The organism is Streptomyces sp. NPDC054961, assembly GCF_053609145.1.
In genome coordinates this window covers 39,375-64,389 of sequence record NZ_JBSGWY010000040.1, presented here as the reverse complement: position 1 = coordinate 64,389, position 25,015 = coordinate 39,375, and the positions used below count along the sequence as shown (strand labels likewise).

18 protein-coding genes are annotated in these 25,015 nt (G+C 73.0%); 14 read left to right on the top strand and 4 right to left on the bottom strand.

The window, feature by feature from the left end; translation table 11 throughout:
- Positions 1 to 36 precede the first annotated feature (36 nt).
- The 3 genes from ACWF9Z_RS28945 to ACWF9Z_RS28935 all read left to right on the top strand — a co-directional run bounded on the left by ACWF9Z_RS28945 (position 37) and on the right by ACWF9Z_RS28935 (position 3,636).
- Complete coding sequence (locus ACWF9Z_RS28945) at positions 37 to 696, top strand: histidine phosphatase family protein (protein ID WP_453606689.1); 660 nt, start codon at positions 37 to 39, stop codon at positions 694 to 696.
- A gap of 11 nt (positions 697 to 707) precedes the next feature.
- On the top strand, positions 708 to 1,622 hold the full coding sequence (locus tag ACWF9Z_RS28940) for an ADP-ribosylglycohydrolase family protein (RefSeq protein ID WP_453606686.1): 915 nt from the start codon (positions 708 to 710) through the stop codon (positions 1,620 to 1,622).
- Between the two features lie 214 nt (positions 1,623 to 1,836).
- Entirely contained in the window at positions 1,837 to 3,636 is a 1,800-nt protein-coding gene (locus ACWF9Z_RS28935) for a DUF4153 domain-containing protein (RefSeq protein WP_453606683.1), read from the top strand.
- Between the two features lie 174 nt (positions 3,637 to 3,810).
- Here ACWF9Z_RS28935 and ACWF9Z_RS28930 read toward each other — a convergent pair whose 3' ends face one another.
- Positions 3,811 to 5,364: an MFS transporter gene (locus tag ACWF9Z_RS28930; RefSeq protein WP_453606680.1), complete on the bottom strand. Its 1,554-nt coding sequence runs from the start codon at positions 5,362 to 5,364 to the stop codon at positions 3,811 to 3,813.
- Positions 5,365 to 5,503: 139 nt separating this feature from the next.
- On the opposite strand from ACWF9Z_RS28930, the gene ACWF9Z_RS28925 reads away from it, so the two are divergent.
- The 3 genes from ACWF9Z_RS28925 (at position 5,504) to ACWF9Z_RS28915 (ending at position 7,615) form a co-directional block, all read left to right on the top strand.
- Positions 5,504 to 6,106 carry a TetR/AcrR family transcriptional regulator gene (locus tag ACWF9Z_RS28925; RefSeq protein ID WP_453606678.1) on the top strand — a complete coding sequence of 201 codons (603 nt, stop codon included), beginning with the start codon at positions 5,504 to 5,506 and terminating at the stop codon, positions 6,104 to 6,106.
- A 75-nt stretch (positions 6,107 to 6,181) separates the two neighbouring features.
- A complete protein-coding gene (locus tag ACWF9Z_RS28920) occupies positions 6,182 to 6,892 on the top strand; it encodes a ribonuclease HII (RefSeq protein ID WP_453606675.1) in 711 nt (236 codons plus the stop codon).
- Between the two features lie 96 nt (positions 6,893 to 6,988).
- Positions 6,989 to 7,615 carry a hypothetical protein gene (locus ACWF9Z_RS28915; protein ID WP_453606717.1) on the top strand — a complete coding sequence of 209 codons (627 nt, stop codon included), beginning with the start codon at positions 6,989 to 6,991 and terminating at the stop codon, positions 7,613 to 7,615.
- A 224-nt stretch (positions 7,616 to 7,839) separates the two neighbouring features.
- On the opposite strand, the gene ACWF9Z_RS28910 is transcribed toward ACWF9Z_RS28915, so the two are convergent.
- A complete protein-coding gene (locus ACWF9Z_RS28910; protein WP_453606673.1) occupies positions 7,840 to 8,469 on the bottom strand; it encodes a hypothetical protein in 630 nt (209 codons plus the stop codon).
- 215 nt (positions 8,470 to 8,684) lie between these two features.
- Positions 8,685 to 10,844: a RecQ family ATP-dependent DNA helicase gene (locus tag ACWF9Z_RS28905; RefSeq protein ID WP_453606671.1), complete on the bottom strand. Its 2,160-nt coding sequence runs from the start codon at positions 10,842 to 10,844 to the stop codon at positions 8,685 to 8,687.
- Positions 10,845 to 11,060: 216 nt separating this feature from the next.
- Here ACWF9Z_RS28905 and ACWF9Z_RS28900 point away from each other — a divergent pair, with 216 nt between their 5' ends.
- From ACWF9Z_RS28900 to ACWF9Z_RS28870, 7 genes are all read left to right on the top strand, one after another.
- Positions 11,061 to 12,350, top strand: a complete 1,290-nt coding sequence (locus ACWF9Z_RS28900; RefSeq protein ID WP_453606668.1) for a DUF4192 domain-containing protein — start codon at positions 11,061 to 11,063, stop codon at positions 12,348 to 12,350.
- Positions 12,351 to 12,739: 389 nt separating this feature from the next.
- Positions 12,740 to 14,722: a glycogen debranching N-terminal domain-containing protein gene (locus ACWF9Z_RS28895; protein WP_453606665.1), complete on the top strand. Its 1,983-nt coding sequence runs from the start codon at positions 12,740 to 12,742 to the stop codon at positions 14,720 to 14,722.
- Positions 14,723 to 15,017: 295 nt separating this feature from the next.
- Complete coding sequence (locus tag ACWF9Z_RS28890) at positions 15,018 to 15,764, top strand: NUDIX hydrolase (RefSeq protein WP_453606663.1); 747 nt, start codon at positions 15,018 to 15,020, stop codon at positions 15,762 to 15,764.
- 200 nt (positions 15,765 to 15,964) lie between these two features.
- Entirely contained in the window at positions 15,965 to 17,791 is a 1,827-nt protein-coding gene (locus tag ACWF9Z_RS28885) for an ATP-binding cassette domain-containing protein (protein ID WP_453606660.1), read from the top strand.
- Positions 17,792 to 18,017: 226 nt separating this feature from the next.
- On the top strand, positions 18,018 to 18,884 hold the full coding sequence (locus ACWF9Z_RS28880; RefSeq protein WP_453606715.1) for a FadR/GntR family transcriptional regulator: 867 nt from the start codon (positions 18,018 to 18,020) through the stop codon (positions 18,882 to 18,884).
- 431 nt (positions 18,885 to 19,315) lie between these two features.
- Positions 19,316 to 20,893, top strand: a complete 1,578-nt coding sequence (locus ACWF9Z_RS28875) for an RNA polymerase sigma factor (RefSeq protein ID WP_453606657.1) — start codon at positions 19,316 to 19,318, stop codon at positions 20,891 to 20,893.
- A gap of 108 nt (positions 20,894 to 21,001) precedes the next feature.
- Entirely contained in the window at positions 21,002 to 21,970 is a 969-nt protein-coding gene (locus ACWF9Z_RS28870) for a S1 family peptidase (RefSeq protein WP_453606655.1), read from the top strand.
- Positions 21,971 to 22,137: 167 nt separating this feature from the next.
- Here ACWF9Z_RS28870 and ACWF9Z_RS28865 read toward each other — a convergent pair whose 3' ends face one another.
- On the bottom strand, positions 22,138 to 22,374 hold the full coding sequence (locus ACWF9Z_RS28865) for a DUF7455 domain-containing protein (protein ID WP_453606652.1): 237 nt from the start codon (positions 22,372 to 22,374) through the stop codon (positions 22,138 to 22,140).
- Positions 22,375 to 22,820: 446 nt separating this feature from the next.
- On the opposite strand from ACWF9Z_RS28865, the gene ACWF9Z_RS28860 reads away from it, so the two are divergent.
- On the top strand, positions 22,821 to 24,941 hold the full coding sequence (locus ACWF9Z_RS28860; RefSeq protein ID WP_453606649.1) for a DNA gyrase/topoisomerase IV subunit B: 2,121 nt from the start codon (positions 22,821 to 22,823) through the stop codon (positions 24,939 to 24,941).
- The last annotated feature ends 74 nt before the right edge of the window (positions 24,942 to 25,015 follow it).

The window sequence follows — 25,015 nt, the reverse complement described above, 5'->3', positions numbered from 1 at the left end:
TCGGCGTGCCCGCGCGTGGCCGAATAGGGTCATGGGATGGTACGACCACGGCGCATCGTCCTTGTCCGCCACGGGGAATCGGAGGGCAATGCCGACGACACGGTGTACGAGCGGGAGCCCGACCACGCCCTGCGGCTGACCCGCAAGGGGCACGAACAGGCCGCGGACGTCGGCGTCCGGCTGCGGGAACTCTTCGGCGACGAGCACATCAGCGCGTACGTCTCCCCGTACCGCCGCACCCTGCAGACCTTCCGGGGCCTGCGCCTCGACCCGACGCGCGTGCGGATGCGCGAGGAGCCGAGGCTGCGGGAGCAGGACTGGGGCAACTGGCAGGACCGGGACGACGTACGGCTGCAGAAGGCGTACCGGGACGCCTACGGGCACTTCTTCTACCGGTTCGCGCAGGGGGAGTCGGGCGCCGACGTGTACGACCGGGTCGGATCCTTCCTGGAGAGCCTCTACCGCAGCTTCGAGGCGCCGGACCATCCGGAGAACGTGTTGCTCGTGACCCACGGGCTGACGATGAGGCTGTTCTGCATGCGCTGGTTCCACTGGTCCGTGGCCGAGTTCGAGGCCCTCTCCAACCCCGGGAACGGCGAATACCGGGTCCTCCTGCTCGGCCCGGACGGCCGGTACCGGATGGACCGCCCGTTTGAGCGGTGGACCACACCCGAGCCTTATGACCTGGACGGCTAAAGTGACGCGCGATGACCTCTGACTCCTCTTCCGAAAGGCGCTACGCGCGCGCCATGGCCAGCCTTCGCGGGCTGGCCCTGGGTGACGCCCTGGGCTCCCAGTACTTCGTCCCCGTGAACTACCCGCTGCTCAAGCGGCGCGAGCCGCCGGCCGGCAGCGATCCGTGGCAGTGGACCGACGACACCGAGATGGCCTGCTCGGTGGTGGCCGTGCTCGCCTCGCACGGGCGGGTGGACCAGGACGCCCTGGCCGCCTCGTTCGCCCACCACCACGATTTCGACCGCGGCTACGGGCCCGCCGTGAACCGGATGCTGCGCCTGGTCCGGGAGGGCGCGGACTGGCGCACGCTCGCCGCCGAACTGTTCAACGGGCAGGGCTCGTGGGGCAACGGCGCGGCCATGCGGGTCGCCCCGCTGGGCGCCTGGTACGCCGACGACCCAGAGCAGGCCACGCACCAGGCCGAGATCTCCGCCTACATCACCCACCAGCACCGCGAGGCGGTGTGCGGCGCGATGGCCGTCGCCGCCGCGGCCGCGCTCGCGGCCGGTCCGGCCGGACCGCCGAAGGCCGCCGACCTGCTGGACGGGGTGATCGCGCTGGTACCGCGCAGCGCGGTGGGCGCCGGCCTGCGCCGGGCGCGGGACATGCTCGACTACAGCGACGCGAGCACCGTCGCGGCGGTACTGGGCTGCGGGCGCCGCACCAGCGCCCACGACACCGTGCCGTTCGCCCTGTGGTCGGCGGCGCGGAGCCTGGACGACTACGAGCGGGCCTTCTGGACCACGGCGCAGGTGGGCGGAGACGTCGACACGACCTGCGCGATCGTCGGCGGAGTACTGGGCGCGCGGGGTGACGCGGTGCTCCCGGCTGCCTGGCTGGCGCGTACCGAGGCCCTGCCGGCCTGGCTGCCGGAGGCAGCGCGGTAGCGGAGGTCCCGTGCGGCCCGTGCGGGCCCGTGCCGGTACGGAGCGGTCCGTGCCGCTCCGCGCCGGTCCGGGGCGGTCCGCGCCGGACCGATTGTCACGGTCCTGCCACAGAGATCTTTTGAGCCTGTTCAAAACTGGAGGTCAGCGGCCTACTCTGTCGGCTTCGCCACCCCCGCCGGATCACCGGGGGTGGCCGACAGGGGAGGGGAACCCGATGACTGAGAACACCGATGCGGTGGACGGCGTCGAGGCGAAGAGCGCCCAGGCCTCGGCCGGGAACACGGCGGGGAACACGGCCGGGGACACGGCGGAGCAGGCGCATGCCGCGCACGCGGCCCTGGGCGCGGCAGCCGCTCCGCCGACCGGGCCGGCCCCGGGGGCCGACGCGAGACCGGGTCCGCCCATGCCCGCTCCACCCGGGGCCGCGCCGACGCCGCCCGCGCCGCCCGGATGGGACCCCAAGGCCTGGCAGGCCCACCAGCTGCGCAAGCAACGGTCAGCCTCCGGCGCGTGGTCGCTCGCCCCGCTCGCCTGGGCCGAGACCGCCCGGCCCGCCGCCGCGGCCGACGTCCCGGCCGCCGTGCTGGGCGCGGTCCTCGCCTCCGGCATCGCCGCGGCCCTGCTGCTCGGCGACGGACTGGGTCCCGGCCTGCTGATCGCGGTGGCGCCGGCCCTCGTCGCCGCGTACCTGTCCGCCCGCACGGCCGGCCGCGGGCTCCGCCCGTGGACCGTACTGTGGGCCATCGGCTGCCTGGCGCTGCTCGCCGTGCCGGCGCTGCGCGATTCCGGCTGGCCGTCCACGCTGGCGCTGCTCGCCGCCGTCCTCACGGGTGCGCTGGCCCTCCAGGGCAGCCGCACCTGGCCCGGCATCCTGCTCAGCCCGGTCGGTCTCGTGGACGCCACGGTGCTCGGGGTGCGCTGGGTCTGGAAGGGCTTGCGTTCGCGCGGCGCGGGTAACCGCGACCGCTGGCTGCCGGTGGCGAAGGCCTCGCTGGTGGCGGTGGTCCTGCTGGTGCTCTTCGGCACCTTGTTCGCCTCCGCCGACGCCGCCTTCGCGGATCTGCTGAGCGGACTGACCCCCGATGTCGGCGGCGGGGAAGGGCCGTTCCGCTTCCTCCTCTTCCTGTTCGGCGCCCTCGTCGCGATCGCCGTCGCCCGGACCGCCGTGGCACCCTCCCGCTGGGACCGGATCAAGGTGGCCCCCGGCAAGGCGCGTTCCCGAGTCGAGTGGGCCCTTCCGCTCGTCCTGCTGAACCTTCTCTTCGCCGGGTTCAACGCCGTCCAGCTCGCCGTCCTGTTCGGTGGGTACCGCAAGGTCCTGGCGTCCACCGGCCTCACCTACGCCGAATACGCCCGCCAGGGCTTCTGGCAGCTGCTCTGGGCCACCCTGCTCACCCTGCTCGTCATCGCGCTCGCCCTGCGCTGGGCTCCGCGCGGCGGCGCGGGCGACCGGCGGCTGGTGCGGGTGGTGCTCGGCACGCTGTGCGCGCTGACCCTGGTCGTGGTCGCCTCCGCGCTGCACCGCATGGAGCTCTACGTGGACGCGTACGGGCTGACGCGGCTGCGCGTCTCGGTCGCGGGCATGGAACTGTGGCTCGGGCTGGTCATCGTCCTGATCATGGCCGCCGGGGTGGCCGGGGCCCGTTGGCTGCCGCGAGCGGTCGCGGGGAGCGCCGTGGCGGCCTGCCTGGCCTTCGGACTGCTGTCCCCCGACGGGGTGATCGCCGAGGGCAACGTCACCCGGTACGTACAGGACGGAAAGATCGACCTGGCGTACTTCCAGTCCCTGTCGGCGGACGCGGTGCCCGGGTTGGACCGGCTGCCCGAGCCCCAGCGCTCCTGCGCCCTGCGCGGGATCAACAACGAGCTGGCGAAGGCGGGCGACGACGTGCCCTGGTACGCGATGAGCCTGGGGGAGCGCAGGGCCCGCCAGATCCTGCACGATCGCCCGGTCAAGGCCTCGTACCAGGAGTGCTCGCGCCTCGGCACCTTCGGAAGCCGGTCCGAGTACTAGGACGCGCGAGAGGTGTGCGGGGGAGGGTCCGGCGCGGTGGTTCCCGCGGCGGGCCCTTCTGGCGAGACCGGCCGGCCCGGGACCGCCCGTACGGCGCTGTTCCGTACGGAACCCCCGTACGGAACCCCGTACAGGACAGCGCCGTACGGGCCGGCGCGCGACGCGGCCGGCCGCTCAGGCGGCCGGACCGGCCTCCGCGGCGGCTCCGTTCAGGGCGTCCAGGTCGCTCTTGCGCACGCGGATCACCACGAGCGCGGTGGCGAGCGCGACGCCCGCCATGGCCACGGCCGCGATGAAGGCGGTGGCGATCCCGTGGGTGAGGACCAGGTCCCCCCACGGATCGGGCAGCAGCCCGCTCTCCTTGAAGGCCGTCAGCTGACCTTGGTCCGCCTGTGCCATGAAGGCCGGAACCTGCTGCTCGGCCTCGGTCCGGCCGGCCGTCCCGAAGACGGTGACCAGGATGGACAGCCCCAGCGAGCCGCCGACCTGCTGGCTGGCGTTGAGCAGCCCGGACGCGGCGCCGGCCTCCTGCTGGGCCACCCCGGAGACGGCGGTGAGGGTGAGGGTGACGAAGTTGAGGCCCATGCCGAAGCCGAACAGCAGCATCGGTCCCAGTACCCCGGAGAGGTACGAGCTGCCGGTCCCGATGAAGGTCAGCCACGCCAGGCCGGTGCCGGTGAGCGCGGAGCCGACCACCATGAACGGCTTGGGGCCGAAGCGGGGCAGGAGGCGCTGCGAGATGCCGGCTGCCGTGATGATGGCGACCGTGACGGGCAGGAAGCCTATGCCCGACTGGATCGGCGAGAAGTCCAGCACGTTCTGCACGAACTGGACGATGAAGAAGAACATTCCGAACATCGCGGCGGCAAGACTGAGCATGATCACGTAAGTACCGGCGCGGTTGCGCTGGGAAAACATGCGCAGCGGGATGATCGGATCGGCGGCCCGGGACTCGATGAGCACGAAGGCCGCGAGCAGGACCACGGCCAGGGCGAACGAGCCGATCGTCACGGCGTCGCGCCAGCCGTCCTGGGAGGCGCGGATGAATCCGTACACGAGCGAGGCCATGCCGCCGGTGGACGTGAGTGCTCCGGAGATGTCGAAGCGGCCGGGGTGGCGTTCGGACTCGCTGATGTAGAGGGGGGCCAGGACCGCGATCAGCATGCCGATCGGCACGTTGACGAAGAAGACCCAGCGCCAGTCGAGCCACTCGGTGAGCATGCCGCCGGCCAGCAGCCCGATGGCGCCGCCGCCCGCGGAGACGGCCGCGAACACCCCGAAGGCGCGGTTGCGCTCGGGGCCTTCGGGGAAGGTCGTGGTGATCAGGGCGAGCGAGGTCGGCGAGGCGATGGCGCCGCCGACGCCCTGGAGCGCGCGGGCCGCGAGCAACTGCCAGGACTCCTCGGCGAATCCGCCGAGCAGGGACGCCAGGGTGAAGAGCAGGATGCCGGTCATGAAGACGCGGCGCCGGCCCAGGATGTCGCCGGCCCGGCCGCCGAGCAGCAGCAGACCGCCGAAGGCGAGCGTGTAGGCGCTGATCACCCACGACAGATCGGTGGTGGAGATCGCGAGATCGGTCTGGATGTGCGGAAGTGCGATGTTCACGATCGTCGCGTCGAGGACGATCATGAGCTGGCAGGCGGCGATGACGGCGAGCGCCACTCCCGTGCGCCCCTCGCGGCGGGCCGCGCCCGGTATTCGGGACGTGGAGAGCTGAGGAGTTGTCACTGTGGATCCCCCCAAAGTGAAATAGTGAACGTACGCGTTCACAGCGAGTCCACCGTAGGAGTCAGCCTTAGTGCACGCAAGCGTTCACTAAGGCTGAAAGTACGTGCGAGGGACGCGCGGGTCGGACGGAGGAACGGAAGTGGCGGTGGCGCGCTGGTCGGCGGCGTCTGCGGGGCGCAGGCGTGGGCCCGAGCTCGAACGGGCGATCCTGGACGCCGCGTTGGAACAGCTGAGCACCGTTGGCTGGAATTCCCTCACGATGGAGGGTGTCGCCGCCGGCGCGCACACCGGCAAGGCGGCGCTGTACCGGCGCTGGCCCTCGAAGGCGGACCTGGTGGCCGAGGCCCTGCGGACGCGCCTGCCGCCGCTCGGCCAGATCAAGGACACGGGATCGATCCGCGAGGACCTGTACGCGTTGTGCGTGCGGATGCGGGAGGTCATGTACTCGCGGGCGGGGCAGGCGCTGCGGGCGGTGCTTCACGAGTGCGACCACATCAATGCCGACCGGTTCCGCGGCCTGATCTGGTCCGGGCTGCACGAACCGGCGCACCGGCTGATCGGCGAACTGCTGCGGCGGGGGATCGATCGGGGAGACGTACGGGCGGATGCCACTGATCCGCTTCTCGTCGACGTCATCCCGGCGATGATGATGTACCGCACGAAAGTGTGCGACAGCGAATGGGAAGAAGCGGAGATCGCCGAGATGGTCGACGGGGTGATGGTTCCCCTGCTCAGGGCGTGAGCGGGGGCGCCGGCCGCGGTGTGACGGGGGCCGGGGTGTGCAGGCGGCGCGGGTCGGCGTAACCTTGCTGGCGCCATGCCGTATGAAGCACCCACTCACACCGTCGAACGCTCCCTCCGTGCAACCACCGGCGCCAAGATCATCGCCGGGGTCGACGAAGTCGGACGAGGGGCCTGGGCCGGTCCGGTCACCGTGTGCGCGGCGATCACCGGTCTGCGCCGGCCGCCCGAGGGACTCACCGACTCCAAGTTGCTCACCCCCAAGCGACGCGACGCGCTCGTCGGCGTCCTGGAGGGCTGGGTCACCGCCTACACCCTGGGTCACTCCTCCCCGGAGGAGATCGACCGGCTCGGGATGACCGCCGCGCTGCGCCTCGCCGCGGTGCGCGCCCTGGAGGCGCTGCCGGTGCGTCCCGACGCGGTGATACTCGACGGCAAGCACGACTATCTCGGCGGTCCCTGGCAGGTCCGGACGGTGATCAAGGGTGACCAGTCCTGTGTCTCCGTCGCCGCTGCCTCGGTGATCGCCAAGGTCCGGCGCGACCGGATGATGGCCGAAATCGGTGAACAGGGCGGTGGAATCGCGGATTTCGCTTTCGCCGCGAACGCCGGATACCCCTCGCCCGTGCACCGGGCGGCGCTGGAGGAACAGGGGCCGACCGCTTATCACCGGCTCTCGTGGTCCTACCTCGACGCGCTGCCCCGCTGGCGTCACCTCAAGAAGGTGCGCCGCAGCGAGGAATCGCTGGAGCTGGAAACCGGAGGCCAACTCGGCTTCGATTTCTGATCGCACGTACGTGCCATTCCCCGGTACGTTTCGTACCGCTGTCCGCTAGATGTCAACTCAACTCACGCCTCTCACCCCCGCCCCGAGGAGCCTCAGATTCACGAGAGTGCCCAGGGTCCCCGCGTCACGCCGGCCGCGAGCCGCACCGCGCAGACCCCCCGCCCCGTACCTGGTCCGCGTCCCGCCCCCCGGCCCGGACGCCCCGGTCCCTCTCCCGCGGCGGCAAGCCGCGCGGGAGACGCCGCCCGGCCCGCACCGCCCGCGCAGCGGGTGCCGCAGGCCACCCCCGGACCCGTTCCCGCAGCCTCCCCCGCGCCGTCGGTCTCCAAGGCGGTTCCGCAGGTCCAGCTGATCCCGGCATCCGCCGAGGGCGCGCTGGACGCGGCCGAGGAGGCCGTGGACCTGCTGCTCGACACCGGGCGCGCGCCCGGCGACATCCTGGTGCTCACCACCGGCGACCCGCACCCGTGGGCCGCGCACGAACTGTCCTTCGGCGAGGCCGCGTACTGGGCCCTGCACGACGCCGGGGACGACGTCTTCTACGCGGACGCGGCGCAGGTCCAGCGCGCCGCCGGCCGTCCCGTCGTGGTCGTCGCGGCCAACGGCGGACCGGCCGAGACCGCCGCCGCGGCCCTGCCGGTCGCGCTCGCGCGAGCCGGTGCTCTGCTGATCGTGTGCGGTGAGCCGCGGGAGATCAACTCCGTGCTGGGCGCGGGCGTCTGACGCTCCGCATCCCGGCGCGGTCGAGGGGCGGGGCGGGCGAACAGCCGGCCTTGCCGACGTCCGAGGCCTGACCAGCCGTACGCCCGCTTCAGGGTGTACGGCCGTTGGGCGTGCCCGCGGCCGGTCGGCCGGCACGGCCGTCCGCGGTGAGACCGTGCGGACATCCGTGCGCGCGGCAGTGTCCGCGGGGGAGTGGGCGAAGGGTGGGCGGGCCGGCGTGCCGGTCAGCGAGCGGCGGTGCGGCGCAGGGCGTCCGCGGCCCCGCCCCCGGTGTGCAGGGCGAGCGGGGCGAACTCCGCCGTCGTGTCGCCGAGGCGCTCGGGCCGTGACTCCGAGCTGGGCCGCCGACCGCCGCGGCCCTCGCCGAGGACCTGCCAGCCGCCCCGGGTCAACGTGATGTACGCGCCGCAGCGCAGGCCGTGCAGGGTGCAGGCGTCGCGCAGCCCCCACATCCAGGCGCCGTCCTCCTCGGTCCACCGCTCGTCGCCGTCGCGGCAGTAGAGCAGCACCGCCGTCCGTATCGGCGTCCGCCGCCGCAGGTCGTGCGGGAGGACCCGGCGCAGCCGCGAGAGCAGGGCGTTGCGGTACTCCCAGCCGTCGGCGGAGGCGGAGCGCTGCACGAAGGAGGCGCTCGCGACGAGCTCCTCCTCCGGGCCGAGCACGGCGATCACCGCGGTGGACGGCACCGGGCTGTGCCGTGCGTGCAGGCCGCTGACGACCTCGCGCGGATTGCGCAGCAGGGGAACGCCCGAGGCGGTCCACTCGGAGGGTTCCAGGAGCCTGCCGTGCCGGCTGGCGCCGCCGGTGGCCGGCGTCAGGGACGTGGTCGAGGGCGGGGCGAATCCGAAGGTCACAGTCCTCCCTTCGGGTACACGCCCGCGAACGGGCACGGCTGGAGTTCGGGCGCGCCGCGGCGCGGCCCAGAAGCGTGCCGTCGAGCCGAGCGGGAGCACTGCAATTCTCGCGTGGCCCGTGAGCATGCGGCAACGAGCAATTGGCGCCGCAGACCGGAATTCGCCGGTATGCCGTTCATATCCTTGCCCCGCCGCGCCGAAGATGACTCATTGAGCTACGGCTGGAGCGCCAGTACCAGCGGAAACACCTCCTTGGCACCCGCCCGCCGCAGCAGCCGGGCGGCTACCGCGAGGGTCCATCCGCTCTCCGCCCGGTCGTCGACGAGGAGCACCGGGCCGGCTGCGTCCCCCAGGGTCGCGGCCAGCTCCGGAGGAACGGTCAGTGCTTGGTGGAGGCCGCGCACCCGCTGGGCGCTGTTCGAGGAGGGCAGGCCGAACTCCGGGGCTTGGTCCGTGTACGCCAGCGTCCCGAGCAGGGGCATCCGCCCGATCTCCGCGATCCGCGCGGCCAGCGAGCCGACCAGTCGGGGCCGGCTGCGCGAGGGCAGCGCGACCACGCCCACGGGCCGGGCGGGAGCGTCCGGGGCCCCGGAGGCCCAGCCGCCGGGGCCGCGCGCCCAGTCGGCCAGAACCGCTACGACGGCCTGGGCGACATCGTCCGGAACCGGCTGGTCCGGCGTCTGCTGAGCGAGCATCGGGCGCAGCCGGTTGCCCCAGCCGATGTCGGACAGCCGGCCCAGCGCACGGCCCGTGGAAGCCTGTTCACCCGCCGGGATGCGGCCCTTGAGGTCCACGCCGACCGCGGCGAGCCCCGTCGGCCACATCTTGCGCGGCTCCAGTTCCACGCCCGGCCGCCCCAGCTCGCCGCGGGCGGTGTCCAGCGCGGTCGAGGAGACCTCCGCCGTGAACCGGGCTCCGGCGCAGTTGTCGCAGCGGCCGCAGGGAGCGGCCTCCTCGTCGTCGAGCTGGCGGCGCAGGAACTCCATGCGGCAGCCGGTGGCCGATGCGTAGTCCCGCATAGCCTGCTGTTCGGCGGCCCGCTGCCGGGCGACCCAGGCGTAGCGCTCGGCGTCGTACGCCCAGGGCTCGCCGGTCGAGGTCCAGCCGCCCTTGACCCGGTGGACCGCGCCGTCCACATCGAGGACCTTGAGCATGGTCTCCAGCCTGGTGCGGCGCAGATCGACCAGCGGTTCCAGGGCCGGCAGGGACAACGGCCGGCCGGCCGCGGCCAGTACCTCCAGGGTCCGGCGGACCTGCTGCTCCGGCGGGAAGGCGACGGAGGCGAAGTACTGCCAGATCGCCTCGTCCTCCTTGCCCGGCAGGAGCAGGACCTCCGCGTGCTCCACACCACGGCCGGCGCGGCCGACCTGCTGGTAGTAGGCGATGGGCGAGGAGGGCGATCCGAGGTGCACCACGAAACCGAGGTCGGGCTTGTCGAAGCCCATCCCGAGGGCCGATGTGGCCACCAGGGCCTTGACCCGGTTGGCCTGGAGGTCGTTCTCGGCCTGCTCCCGGTCGGCGTTCTCCGTCTTGCCGGTGTACGAGGAGACCGTGTGCCCGCGGTGACGCAGGTACGCGGTGACCTCCTCGGCCGCGGCCACGGTCAGGGTGTAGATGATGCCGGAGCCCGGGAGGGCCCCGAGGTGGTCGGCGAGCCAGGCCAGCCGGTGGGCGGCGTCGGGCAGCGTCAGCACGGCCAGGCTGAGGCTCTCGCGGTCCAGGGCGCCGCGGAGGACGAGGGCGTCCGTGCCGGCCCCCGTGCCCAGCTGCTCGGCCACGTCGGCGGTCACGCGCGCGTTGGCCGTAGCCGTCGTGGCCAGGACGGGGACGCCCGGCGGGAGATCGGCGAGCATGGTCCGCAGCCGCCGGTAGTCGGGGCGGAAGTCGTGGCCCCAGTCCGAGATGCAGTGCGCCTCGTCCACCACGAGCAGACCGGTCGCGGCGGACAGCTTGGGCAGCACCTGGTCCCGGAAGTCGGGGTTGTTGAGCCGTTCCGGGCTCACCAGCAGCACGTCGACGTCGCCCGCCGCGATCTCGGCCTGGATCGATTCCCATTCCTCGGGGTTGGCCGAGTTGATGGTGCGGGCGTGGATCCCGGCCCGTGCGGCGGCCTCGACCTGGTTGCGCATGAGCGCGAGGAGCGGCGACACGATCACCGTGGGACCGGCGCCACCGGCGCGCAGCAGCGAGGTGGCGACGAAGTACACCGCGGACTTGCCCCAGCCGGTGCGCTGCACCACCAGCGCCCGCCGCTTGTCCGCGACCAGGGCCTCGATCGCCCGCCACTGGTCCTCGCGCAGCCGTGCGGTGCCCGTGGGGTCGCCCACGAGACGGGCTAGTACGGAGTCGGCCGAGGACCTCAGGTCTGCGTTCATGCCCCCATGCAACCCGATGGCTCGGACATCGGGCGAATGCCGCTCTGGTCCTGTGGACGGTGAAGGGCGGATTCGTACGGCGCCCGGTCGGGCGTCCGGTCCGCGGGCCCGGCCGTTTTCCCGCCGGTGCCGATCGGGATACGCGGGCCGCGCGGTGGCGGTCCGCGGTTATCCACAGGGGTTTCCGGATCCGATCCGGCACGGGATCTTCGGGACATGACGAACAACCACGAAGCACACGCACCCTCCGGCCGGACGTCCACCAGCGCGTCCGGAGCCGCCGGCGTACCCCCGATCACCCTGCGCGGCCCCGCCGAACTGGCGGACGCGCTGCCCTACATGCTCGGATTCCACCCGACCGACTCCCTCGTCATGGTCACCGTCCACGGCGAGGGCGGCCGCTTCGGCGGCCGGCTCCGCGTCGGCATCCCGGCCGACTCGGACGCGTGGGAGGACACCGCCCGACAGGTCGCCGAATGCCTGGTCGGCGGCAGTCGGCGGCGCGGCGTCACGCCCGACGGCATCGTCGTCTTCCTCTGCCAGGACCCGCGCGGGGAGGAGAGCGGGCAGCGCGTGATGACCCGGCTGCGCCCGCTCGCCCAGCGGATCCGGCTGGCCTGCGGCGCCTTGGACGTCCCCGTGCTGGAGGCCCTGTGCCTTTCCGCCGGACGCTACTGGTCCTACTGCTGCCCGGACGAGCGCTGCTGCCCCGCGGAGGGCAGCGTCCTGGCGGTCCCCGGCACCTCGGTGATGGCAGCCGCGGCCACCTTCGCGGGACTGCAGGTCAGGGGCTCCCTCCGGGAGATCGAGCGGCGGCTGGCCCCGCTGCGCGGGACGGGCGCCGAGGAAATGGAGCGGGCCCTGGACCGGACGGCCACGGCCCTCGTGCCGAAGATCCTCGACGGGGCCACGCGGGAGGAGGTGGGCGCCGAGACGGTATCGCTCGCCCGCACCCTGATCCAGCGCATGACCCTTGCCCTGCCGGCCGAGACCGGACCGGGCGCCGACGACTGGGACGACGCGCTGCTGGGCCACGACGAGGCCGCTTCGCTCATCCTGGGTCTCCAGGACCGACAGATCCGCGACATCGCAGCCGAGTGGATGGAGGACGAGGAGGCGGCTCCCGCCCTGCGCCTGTGGCGGGCCCTGGCCCGGCGCTGTGTCGGGGCCTACGCAGAACACGCGGCCGCCCCGCTGACCCTGGCCGGCTGGGTCTCCTGGTCCACCGGGGACGAGCCGACCGCACGGATCGCGCTGGGCCTGGCCCTCCGCGCGGACGGCGAGTACCGCTTCGCGCAGCTGCTCCACCACGCCTGCAACGAGGGGATCGACCCGGAGGGCCTGCGGCAGTGCCTGCGGGAGGAGCGGCGGCGCCGGGAACCCCGCAGGGAACCCCGCAAGGGACGCCTGTCGGCCGCGGTCCGACGGGATGCCACCAGGCCCCCCGGGCGCCCGCGCCGGACCACCCGCCGCGCGCCCGGCCGCACCGCGGGGAGCGAGCAGTGAACGTCGAGCTGAGCAGGAGCGGGCCGCGGAGCGGGTGTGGGCGCAGGCCTCGGAACAGCACCAGAACGGGGATCCCCCACCGGAGCGGGAGCGGGGAGCGGGTCCCGCGCGTGAACCGGAGCCGGGGCGGCGACCCGGGCGGCAGGGACCGGGGGTGGGGGCGGAGTCGGGCCAGGCCGCTCCGCCCGGTCCTGCGGAGGCTTCGGGACGCGGTGGGCGTAGTCCTCGGCCGACGGCTGCGGCGACGGCCCCGGCCCCGGCCCCAATGGGCGCAGCCCCCACCGGGGCCCGTGACCCAGGCGGGGGTGGGGGCGTTGCCTTGGGGGGTGGTGGCGTCCCGGCCACGCCACCGCCCAGCCGATCCCCCCGGAGCGCAGACGAGGCGACCCATGCCGCATCCCGTACCCCCGGCCCGCGTACCTTCCCCGCGTAGGCCCGACCTGCCGCCCGTGCACGGCGCCGTCATCTGCGTCGCCGCGCCCTGCCTGGTCATCTCGCCCGAGCACGGCCAGCTCACCGGGCGGGGCGTCGACGGGATCTACAGTTCCGGGCGCAGGCTGCTGTCCCGCTGCGTGCTGCGCGTCGACGGCCGGGACCCGGTCGCCGTCCAGGGACGCAGCCTCGGCGCCGACCGGGCCGCGTTCACCGCGACGGTGCGCACCGGAGCCGAGGCCGGGCCCGACCCCGACGTGGGTGTGGAGCGGATCCGCCACGCCGACGGCACGGAGCGGATCACCCTGCGCAGTTTCACCGCCCGGCCGCTGCGGATCCCCGTGGAGGTCTCGCTCGGCACCGACCTGGCGGAGCTGGCCGATGTGGCCGCAGGCCGGGCCGGACCGGAACTGCCCGCCGGGGTGCACGCGGCTGGGCTCCGCTGGACCAGTGGGCGGGCCCAGGCCGTCACGGCGGCCGAGCCGCCTCCGGACGACGCGCTCGCCTCGGCCGGCCTGTTGCGCTGGCAGCTCGAACTGCGCCCCGGCGAATCCCGCACCATCGAGCTGCGGACCACCCGGGACCGCGTGGGGCGGGCCCCCGTCGGGCACGTCGCGAATCCGCTGGCCGACGCCCGCGCGGAGGGCGACGACCCCAGGGCGGAGGCATGGTTCCGCAGCAGCGTCGCCGACCTCCGCGCGCTCCTGCTGAGGGACCCTCGGGAACCGGCCGACGCCTATGCGGCGGCGGGCGTGCCGTGGCGGCTCGGACTGGCCCCGGCGGAATCGCTGTGGGCCGCCCGCATGGCGCTCCCGCTCGGCACCGGACTGGCCGGCTCGACCCTGCGCGTCCTGGCCCGCACCCAGAGCGCCGGCCGCGGCGCCGACGCCGGGAAGATCCCGGGGCCGCTGCGCGGAGCCGGACCACAGCTGCCCCCGGGCTGCACCGGGACCGAGGCGACGCTCGCCTTCCCGACGGTCCTCGCCGAAGCCAGGCGCTGGGGCATGCCCGAGGCCGAGGTGGCCCAGCTGCTCCCGGCCGCCGAGCGGTGCCTGGACTGGCTGCGGGGCGCCCTGGGGGAGGACGGTTTCCTGGCCGACCCCGACCCGGGACCGCGGCGCTGTGAAACCCAGGCCCACGCACACCGGGCCGCGCTGCTCGGCGCCGACCTGCTCGACGGGTGCGGGCGGCCCGGAGCCGAGGAGTGGCGGGAATGGGCGCTCGCCCTGCGGGAACGGTTCGCGGCCCGGTTCTGGGTCGAGGGTCCGGACGGCGGCCGGCCCGCGGCGGCCCTGCATCCCGACGGCCGGCCGCTGCCCCGGCTGACGGCCGCCGCCGCCCACCTGCTGGACACCGGACTGCTCGGCGGCGGCCGGCTCGCACCGGGACTGCTCGGCCGTGTCCGCACCGAGCAGCTGGCACGGCTGCTCGGAGCCCCCGCCATGGACTCCGGGTGGGGGCTGCGGAGCATGGCGCTCCGCGAGCCGGGGCACAACCCGTTCGGCTACCGCTCGGGCGCGGTGCGGCCGTACGAGAGCGCGGTCGCCGCGGCCGGTCTGGCCCAGGCCGGATTCGAGAAGGAGGCCACCGCTCTGCTGCGCGGTCTGCTGGACGCCGCGGAGAGCTTCGGGTACCGCCTCCCGGAGATGTACGCCGCCGAGCAGCGCACCGCCGGCAGCGCCCCGCTTCCCCATCCGGCCGCCTGCCGTCCGGCGGCGGTCGCCGCGGCCTCGGGGATCCACGCGCTGCTCTCCCTGGCCGGGATCCGGCCGGACGCCCCCGCGGGCACGGTCGCCCTCGCCCCGCTCGCGGGCGCCCCGCTCGGCGGGCTCCGCCTGTCCGGCCTGCGCGTCTCCGGAGAACCGTTCGCGGTGCGGATCAGCAGGCTCGGCCTCGGCATGGTGGAGGAGGCCGCCGATGCGCTGCAACTGAGCGGCTAGGGGGTGTCCGGTGGAGAGGCCGGGAGGTTCACCGGGGCGCGTCCGGTACGGGGCCCTCCGAGGGGGCGGACCACGCGCGTACATCCGCTCCAGGAGGCATGGTCCTCCGGACCCGTGACGCGGCGCACGGACACCGCGGCCCGGCGAATGTTTCCGGCCACGGCGCCGACGGGCACCGGAGCGCCGCGGGCCGGGCCTCGGGCCGCGCCGCGCAAGAGGGGGCGGCGCTCGCGGTCCCTCATTCGGGGATCGCCAAAGCGCTGTTTATCGTCAGGCAGACGACTATGATCGCGACATGTCGCCCTACGACCCGTCGGCCTTTCCGCCTTTCGCCGTTACCGTCGACCTGGTCGTGCTCACCGTGCGGCGCCACGCGCTCTGCGCGCTGGTCGTCCGGCGGGGCGAGCAGCCGTTCCAGGGACGCTGGGCGCTGCCCGGAGGCTTCGTGCGCGGCGACGAGGACCTGGCGGCGGCGGCCGCCAGGGAGCTGTCCGAGGAGACGGGCCTGTGCGCGCACGACCCGGCCGCTCCCGGAGTGGGCAACGGAGCGCACCTCGAGCAGCTGGCGACCTACGGCGATCCGAAGCGCGACCCGCGCATGCGCGTGGTCAGCGTGGCTCACCTGGTGCTGGCCCCCGATCTTCCCGCGCCCCGGGCCGGAGGCGATGCCAACAGCGCGCGCTGGGCCTCCGTCGACGAGGTCCTGTCCGGAGACGGCCAGCCCGGTGCCGGACTCGCCTTCGACCACGAGCGGATCCTCGCCGACGGGGTGGAGCGGGCCCGCTCGAAGATCGAGTACTCCTCCTTGGCCACCGCCTTCTGCCCGCCCGAGTTCACCGTCGGTGAGCTGCGCCGGGTCTACGAGGCCGTCTGGGGCGTCGCCCTCGACCCCCGCAACTTCCACCGCAAGGTCACCGGCACCCCCGGGTTCCTGGTGCCGGCCGGGGGGACGACGACCCGTCAGGGCGGTCGTCCCGCGCAGCTGTTCCGGGCGGGCGGGGCCACCCTGCTCAACCCGCCGATGCTGCGCCCGGAAGTCTGACCCGCCCGGAACCGCAGGCTCGCCGCTGCCGCTGCCGCTGCCGCTGCCGCTGCCGCTGCCGCTGCCGCTGCTGGCGCCGACGCTGGCGTCGACACGGGCGAGCCTCCGCGGCAGTTACGTCGAAAATCTGACATATCGCGTTATCTTGCTGGTGGTACTCACACTGCCGCAGAGCGGTCTCACCCCCCGCGAGAGAAGCGATGCTCCAGGCCATCGGACTCACCAGCGCCCCCCGTCGAACCCTCCCGCCCCTCGTGGACGACCTCACCTTCGAGGCCCGCCCCGGGTGCGTGACCGCGCTCCTCGGTACCCCCGGATCGGGCAAGACCACCGCACTGCGGCTCATGCTCGAGCTCGAACCGGGCCGCGGAGTCACCTACTTCCGCGGGCGTCCCCTGCACCGGATCCCGCATCCGGGCCGCGAGGTCGGCGTGCTCCTCGGAGACCTGCCCGGCAACCCCTCGCGCACCGTCCGGAGCCAGCTGCGCATGCTGTGCGCCGCGGCCGGGGTACCGGCCACCCGGGCCGACACCATGATGGAGGTCGTCGGCGTCGCAGGGCTGCGCGACCAGCGGCTCGGCTCGCTCTCCCTCGGCATGGAACGCCGGGTCGCCCTGGCCGCCGCACTGCTCGCCGACCCCTGCACGCTGCTCCTCGACGAGCCCGCCGCCGGGCTCTCGCCCCGGGAGAGGAGCTGGCTGTACAGCCTGCTGCGCGGCCACGCCTCGCTCGGCGGCGCGGTGCTCTTCACCACCGACGACGCGAAGGAGGCCGCCCGCAGCGCCGACCGGGTCGTCAGCATCGAGGCGGGCCGGCTCGTCGCCGACCAGGACGCCGCCGACTTCGCCCGGACCAGGCTGCGGCCGCGGGTCGCCGTGCGCACCCCGCACGCCGCCCGGCTGGCCGACGTACTGGGCCGCGAGGCGCGCGCGACGCAGCGCGCGGTGGAGATCGTCGAAGAGAGCGGCAGCCGGCTGTCCGTCTACGGCAGCAACTGCGCCGAGGTCGGCGAGGCCGCTTTCCGGCACGGCGTGCTCGTCCACCAACTCGCCGACGAGACCGGGGACGCGGGTACGCCGTCGCTGCCGCGTGCCCGCGCCGGATCGGCGGCGGCAGCCGCCTCCCCGGCCCCGACCCCGGACGGCGACGAGCGGCCGCGCGCCGGGCTCGCCGCGCGCACGGGGCTCACGGGGCGTACCCGGCGGACCGCACGCGGCGCACGCGCCGCGGGGCCCGCCTCGGCCGTGCGGCGGCTCGGCGGCCCGCTCCGGCCCCTGCGCTACGAGCTGCACCGGGTCTTCGGCACCGCGACCCCCTTCCTCACCGCCGCGTTCGTCCTCGCCGTGTCCGTCGTCACGGCGCTGGTACTCGCCCGGATCGGGCACACCACGCAGAACCGGCTGCTCGCCGCCTGGCCGGAGTTGCTGCCCCTGCCGCCCGCCGCCCTCGGCGCCGGCCTCCTCGGCGCCCTGGCCTTCGGCGAGGAGTACCGCTTCCCCGCGCTCGCCGCCGACCGCGGCACCGTTCCGCGCCGGCTCGGGCTGCTCACGGCGAAGCTCGGCGTCAGCGCCGCGCTCGCGCTCCTGATCGGCGCCCTCGCCGTGACCGCCGACGCGGCCGCCCTGACCCTGGTCTTCGGCGGCGGCCCGCTCCGTACCCCGGCGGAATGGGTCGCCCCGGCGGTCAGCTGGGCGGGGCTGCTCATCGGCTGCGCCTGGTCCGGCGTCCTGGCCTCCGGCGTCTTCCGCTCCGCCGCCGCGGGTCTGGCCGCGGTGCTCGCCGTACCGGTGATGGTCGTACCGCTGGTGCGCAAGGCGTTGGACGGCCCGTCCGCCTACCCGGTGACCGGTCTCGCGGAACGGCTGCGCGGCCTGGCCTGGGCGCAGTGGCCCCCGGAGGCCGACCGGATCGTCCTCGGAGCGCTGCGGGTGATGGCCCAACCCGTCGGCACCGCACTGGTGTTGTCGCTGATGGTCCTGTTGTGCGCCTATGGGTTCACAGGACTGCGCGGCCGCGTCCGATGGTGAGGGATCGTTGGTGACCGTTCCGGCACCGGAAGAGGTCCCAACGGGACCGATGCCGTCCACATCATGGGCGGCAGATCGTAACTCCCCGCAAAAGGCCCGGTTCTTTACGATAAGTCGTCAATTGCGTAGGTGGCACCGATCACCCTTTCGTGTGCTTTTCACCAAAGACCTCAAGGGTCAAGGAAACGAGGCCGACAAAGGATTCGTGAGTACCCTTGCGCACACCATGATGACCGCCGCCCGCCATGCCGATTCCGGCCTCGCCGGCTCGGGCGAACTCGACCGCTACCCCTTCGCGGAGGCACCGGGGGCCGACCGTGCCGCAGTGCCCCACTGGGACGGATCCGACATCGAGTTGAGCCGGGTCGGCCGGCGCGCGGCGGGCAGCCGCGGCCGCGGCCTCCACGGCCAACTCGTCCAGCAGCTCGGCCAGATGATCGTTTCCGGCGATCTCGGCGCGGACCGCCCGCTGGTGCCGGAGGAGATCGGCCAGCGCTTCGAGGTCTCCCGCACGGTCGTCCGCGAATCGCTGCGGGTCCTGGAGGCCAAGGGCCTCGTCAGCGCCCGGCCCAACGTCGGCACCCGGGTCCGCCCCGTCGCCGACTGGAACCTGCTCGACCCCGACATCATCGAGTGGCGCGCCTTCGGCCCCCAGCGCGACGACCAGCGCCGCGAGCTGGGCGAGCTCCGCTGGACCATCGAACCGCTCGCCGCGCGCCTCGCCGCCGGCCACGGCCGCCCGGAGATCCAGCAGCGCCTGGCCGACATGGTCGAGATCATGGGCCACGCCCTCGGCCAGGGCGATTCGATCACCTTCGCGCGCGCCGACAACGAGTTCCACGCCCTGCTGATCCAGGCCGCCGGCAACCGGATGCTGGAGCACCTCTCCGGCATCGTCTCCTCGGCCCTTCAGGTCTCCGGCAGCCCCATCACCGCCTGTGACCGCCCCAGCGAGACCTGCGTCGCGCACCACGCGCGCATGCTCGAGGCCCTCGCCGCCGGAGACGCGCTCGGCGCGGAGAACGCGATGCGCCAGCTCCTGACGGTTCATCCGGAGGTCGAGCGCGTGGTTCCGGCCCCGCGCGAGCACTGAGCGGATCCGCGCGCGGGAGCGCGGGGTCGTGCGGTGGTCGCGCCGACGTGTCGCCGGGCCGGAAGGGTGCCCCCGGAGGGATTCCGGGGGAGGGGCCGGCGGCACGGCGAGGGTTCCGGGCGGGTCGTCCGGCCTCCAAAGTGGGGCGTGTTCGGACACACCGGACCGACATATATGGCTGTATGAACGGCATGGCATCAAACGCGGTGTGACTCGGGCCACGAAGATTGGGCGTAACGCTCAGCGAGGTCACGCGATGACCTAAGAGGTGATGGCCGACGGAGGGAAGACAGCAGCCCTTGGGGATGCTGTGCAGCTCCCCGGCCCCTGCCCGCGCCGCCGGCCCATCCCCAGTCGGTGGTCGTCGGCTCCGGTCCAGCACCACCAGGCCCGGGGTCGGAAGCCGTTTCCATCGTTCCGAGAGGTTGTTCGTGTCGGCCAGCACATCCCGTACGCTCCCGTCGGAGATCGCCGATTCCGAGTCTGTGATGGCGCTCATCGAGCGAGGCAAGGCCGAGGGGCAGATCGCCGGCGATGACGTGCGTCGGGCCTTCGAGGCTGACCAGATTCCTGCGACCCAGTGGAAGAGTGTTCTGCGCAGCCTCAACCAGATCCTCGAGGAAGAGGGTGTGACGCTGATGGTCAGTGCCGCGGAGTCGCCCAAGCGCGCCCCCCGCAAGAGCGTCGCAGCGAAGAGCCCCGCCAAGAAGACGGCCACCGAGCCCGTTGCCAGGAAGACGGTGGAGAAGACCGCGGCCGCGCCCGCCGCCGCCGTGGCCCCGGCGGCCGAGGCGGCAGCCCCCGAGACCGTCACCGACACCCTCGCGCAGGAGACCGCGGCCGAACCCGCAGCTAAGAAGACCGCGGCGAAGAAGACGGCGGCCAAGAAGGCCGCACCCGCCAAGAAGACCGCGGCCAAGAAGACGGCGGCGAAGAAGACCGCCGCCAAGAAGGACGCGGACGAGGGCGACGAGGAGACCACCGAAGACGGTCCCGCGAAGGCCGAGGCCGACGAGGAAGAAGAGGGCGGGGAGAACAAGGGCTTCGTCATCTCGGACGACGAGGACGACGCCCCCGCCCAGCAGGTCGTCGTGGCCGGAGCCACCGCGGACCCGGTCAAGGACTACCTCAAGCAGATCGGCAAGGTCCCCCTCCTCAACGCGGAGCAGGAGGTCGAGCTCGCCAAGCGCATCGAGGCGGGCCTCTTCGGCGAGGACAAGCTGGCCAACTCCGACAAGCTGGCGCCCAAGCTCAAGCGCGAGCTGGAGATCATCGCGGAGGACGGCCGCCGCGCGAAGAACCACCTGCTGGAGGCCAACCTCCGCCTCGTGGTCTCCCTCGCCAAGCGCTACACCGGCCGCGGCATGCTCTTCCTGGACCTGATCCAGGAGGGCAACCTGGGTCTGATCCGAGCGGTCGAGAAGTTCGACTACACCAAGGGCTACAAGTTCTCCACGTACGCCACGTGGTGGATCCGCCAGGCGATCACGCGCGCCATGGCCGACCAGGCCCGCACCATCCGCATCCCGGTGCACATGGTCGAGGTCATCAACAAGCTGGCCCGCGTCCAGCGCCAGATGCTCCAGGACCTGGGCCGCGAGCCCACCCCGGAGGAGCTGGCCAAGGAACTCGACATGACCCCGGAGAAGGTCATCGAGGTCCAGAAGTACGGCCGCGAGCCGATCTCCCTGCACACCCCGCTCGGCGAGGACGGGGACAGCGAGTTCGGCGACCTCATCGAGGACTCCGAGGCCGTCGTCCCGGCCGACGCCGTGAGCTTCACGCTCCTGCAGGAGCAGCTGCACTCGGTGCTCGACACCCTGAGCGAGCGCGAGGCGGGCGTGGTCTCGATGCGCTTCGGCCTCACCGACGGCCAGCCGAAGACGCTCGACGAGATCGGCAAGGTCTACGGGGTCACCCGTGAGCGCATCCGCCAGATCGAGTCGAAGACGATGTCGAAGCTCCGTCACCCCTCCCGGTCCCAGGTGCTGCGCGACTACCTGGACTGACCGGCACGGCGTTCGTCGCAGGTCGTGGCAGGTGGCCGCGCGGGTGCGCGCGGCCACCCGGCGACCCACTCTGGGTGGAGTCATGCACACTCGGAGTCAGGAGGCCTCATGCGTCGTCCCTTTGCCCGCGTTCTGGCGGGCGCGCTGACCCTGGTGGCGGGAGCGGCGGCGGCGCCGCTGAGCCAGGCCCCGCGGGCCGCAGCGGACAGCGTGGTGATCGGCGGAAAGCCGGTCAAGGTGGCCGATGCTCCGTGGGTCGTGGCCCTCGCGAGCCGTGACCGGTTCGGGGGTACGCGGGGCGGGCAGTTCTGCGGAGGCGTCCTCGTCGCCCCGACCAAGGTGCTGACCGCGGCCCACTGCCTGGGCCGCCAGGTCCTGGGCGGCCCGGTCGACTCCGTGACCGACTTCCGGGTGATCACCGGGCGTACGGAGCTGCGCGCGGGCGAGGGCAGGGAGATCGCGGTGCGTTCCGCTCGCGTGTACCCCGGGTACGACCCGGCCAGCAACGCGGGGGACCTGGCCGTGCTCGAGCTGGACGAAGCCGTGCCGGGCGAGCACGTGCTCGCCATGGCCGGTCCGGGGCATCCGGCGTACGACGTCGGGAACGAGGCCTCGGTGTACGGCTGGGGCGACACGAGCGGGTTCGGTGACTACGCGTACGCGCTGCGGGCGGCCCGGGTGACGGTGCTGGCGGACGAGGTCTGCGGGCGGGCCTACCCGGGGGACGCCGACGGACAGTACCGGGCCGACTCCATGGTGTGCGCGGGTGACCGCGAGGGCGGCAAGGACGCCTGCCAGGGGGACAGCGGGGGCCCGCTGGTGGCCCGGGGCCGGCTCATCGGGCTGGTGTCCTGGGGGCGCGGCTGCGGGCGCGCCGACAGCCCGGGGGTGTATACGCGGATCGCGCCGCTGCTGGGCTTCGTGGCCGGACCTGCCGGAGGCGCCGGCGGCCCGCAGGCGGCCCGGGGGAAGCTGACCCATCCAGATGCGCGGGGGCGCCTGGGAGCGGGCGTACGGCCCGCTCAGGGGCCCGGGAGAGGCCTCGGGGAGGGAATCCTGCCCGCGCGGAAGCGCTGAGGCGGCACCGCACCGGCCGGGAGCCGGAATCGGTCCGGCCGGGAGCGGCGCCGGGCGGGAGAGCGGTCCGGGCATGAGGACGGGCGGTACCCCTGGGTCTCAGGGGTACCGCCCGTCGACCGGCCTGGCCGGTCCTGGCTCGTCGGATGCGAGGTGTAGGCCTTGTGTCAGCGGTCCTCGGGGTCGACGGCACTGGCCGCCGGAGCGGGCGTGAGCCGCTCGGTCTCATCCTGTATTTCTGCGGCGATCTTCTTGAGTTCCGGCTCGAACTTGCGACCGTGGTGGGCGCAGAAGAGCAGTTCGCCGCCGCTCAGCAGGACGACGCGCAGATATGCCTGGGCGCCACAACGGTCGCATCGGTCAGCGGCCGTCAGCGGGGTCGCGGGTGTCAGAACAGTAGTCACGTCGCCTCTTCTCTAGCTCGACGAGCTGTCGTACCAGGGTCAACATCCAACCAGGCCGAAAACGTTCCCGCTCGCGGCTTTTCCTCGAAACTTCCTTCCGAAGCTGGCCGGCTGTTGCCGGTTGGCGGCGAAGGAGCCGTATTGCGTTGCTTTACGGTTTCGCGTTGTCAGGTCGTTCGCTTGTAGCAGTTCCGCCCTCTCCGGCTGTGTGCCGGTTGTGCATGAGGACGTGCCCGAACACTAAATGGTTCATGCGTGGAAGGGAACGTGATGTTTGCTTCACTCCCCCGGGGGATCGAACACTCGTACGGACCTGCACTAGGCTGGTGAAGGGGCTGGGGTGGCGTTGCATCGGCTCTACCAGGCCTCGGTACCCTTCCAGCGGCAGCCGAGCCACCACTGCGCCCGACCGGGCCAGAAAAGAAATTCAGCGAGGAGCGAACTGCGTGACCGCCGACAAGTCCGTGCCTTCCAGCGCACTGCTGACCGGAGCAGACCGGGACGGCTCCAACTACACCGCGCGGCACCTGCTCGTCCTCGAGGGCCTCGAGGCCGTCCGCAAGCGCCCCGGCATGTATATCGGGTCCACCGACAGCCGGGGCCTCATGCACTGCCTCTGGGAGATCATCGACAATTCCGTCGATGAGGCCCTGGGCGGCTACTGCGACCACATCGAGGTCATCCTCCACGAGGACTCCTCCGTGGAGGTCCGGGACAACGGCCGCGGCATCCCCGTGGACGTCGAGCCCAAGACCGGCCTCTCCGGCGTCGAGGTCGTCATGACCAAGCTGCACGCCGGCGGCAAGTTCGGCGGCGGGTCGTACGCGGCCTCCGGCGGCCTGCACGGCGTCGGCGCCTCCGTGGTCAACGCGCTCTCCGCCCGCCTCGACGTCGAGGTCGACCGCAACGGCGCCACGCACGCCATCAGCTTCCGCCGCGGCGTCCCGGGCATGTTCACCGAGCAGGGCCCGGACAGCCCCTTCGACCCCGACAACGGACTGCGCAAGGGCAAGCGGGTCACCCGGGGCAGGACCGGTACCCGCATCCGGTACTGGGCCGACCGGCAGATCTTCCTCAAGGACGCCAAGCTCACGCTGGACACGCTCTACCAGCGCGCCCGCCAGACGGCCTTCCTGGTCCCGGGGCTGACCATCGTCGTCCGCGACGAGCGGGCCCTCGAGGGCTCCGGCAAGACCGAGGAGACCTTCCGCTTCGACGGGGGCATCAGCGAGTTCTGCGAGTACCTCGCCCAGGACAAGGCCGCCTGCGACGTCCTGCGCCTGACCGGCACGGGCACCTTCAAGGAGACCGTCCCGGTCCTCGACGACCGCGGCCACATGACCCCCACCGAGGTCACCCGCGAGCTCGGCGTGGACATCGCCCTGCGCTGGGGCACGGGGTACGAGACGAACGTCAAGTCGTTCGTGAACATCATCGCCACGCCCAAGGGCGGCACCCACATCTCCGGCTTCGAGCGCTCGGTCACCAAGACCGTGAACGAGGTGCTGCGCTCGGCGAAGCTGCTGCGCGTCGCCGAGGACGACGTCGTCAAGGACGACGCGATGGAGGGCATGACGGCCGTCGTCACCGTCCGTCTCGCCGAACCCCAGTTCGAAGGCCAGACCAAGGAGGTGCTCGGCACCTCCGCGGCCACCCGGATCGTCGCGGCCGTGGTCGCCAAGGAGCTCAAGGCCTTCCTGACCTCCACCAAGCGCGACGACAAGCAGCAGGCCCGCGCCGTGATGGAGAAGATCGTCGCGGCCGCCCGGACCCGCATCGCGGCCCGTCAGCACAAGGAGGCCCAGCGTCGCAAGACCGCGCTGGAGACCTCCTCGCTGCCCGCGAAGCTGGCCGACTGCCGCAGCGACGACGTGGAACGCAGCGAGCTCTTCATCGTCGAGGGCGACTCCGCGCTCGGCACCGCCAAGCTCGCGCGGAATTCGGAGTTCCAGGCGCTCCTGCCCATCCGGGGCAAGATCCTCAACGTCCAGAAGTCCTCGGTCTCGGACATGCTCAAGAACGCCGAGTGCGGGGCGATCATCCAGGTCATAGGAGCCGGCTCGGGCCGGACCTTCGACATCGACGCCGCCCGGTACGGGAAGATCGTCCTGCTCGTGGACGCCGACGTGGACGGCGCGCACATCCGCTGCCTGCTGCTCACGCTCTTCCAGCGGTACATGCGCCCGATGGTCGAGGCGGGCCGGGTCTTCGCCGCCGTGCCGCCGCTCCACCGGATCGAGCTCGTCCAGCCGAAGAAGGGCCAGGACAAGTACGTCTACACGTACTCGGACAACGAGCTGCGCCAGACCCTGCTGGAGTACCAGCGCAAGAACATCCGCTTCAAGGACTCGATCCAGCGGTACAAGGGCCTCGGCGAGATGGACGCGGACCAGCTGGCGGAGACCACCATGGATCCCCGTTTCCGCACCCTGCGCCGGATCAACATCGGCGACCTGGACTCGGCGGAGTCGGTCTTCGACCTGCTCATGGGCAACGAGGTGGCCCCGCGCAAGGAGTTCATCACCAGCTCCGCCGCCACCCTGGACCGCTCGCGGATCGACGCCTGACCCCGACCGCGGCGCGGACACGTCCGAGTACGGGCACTTCCGCCGTGCGGGCACACCGGTGCTCTTCACCCCAT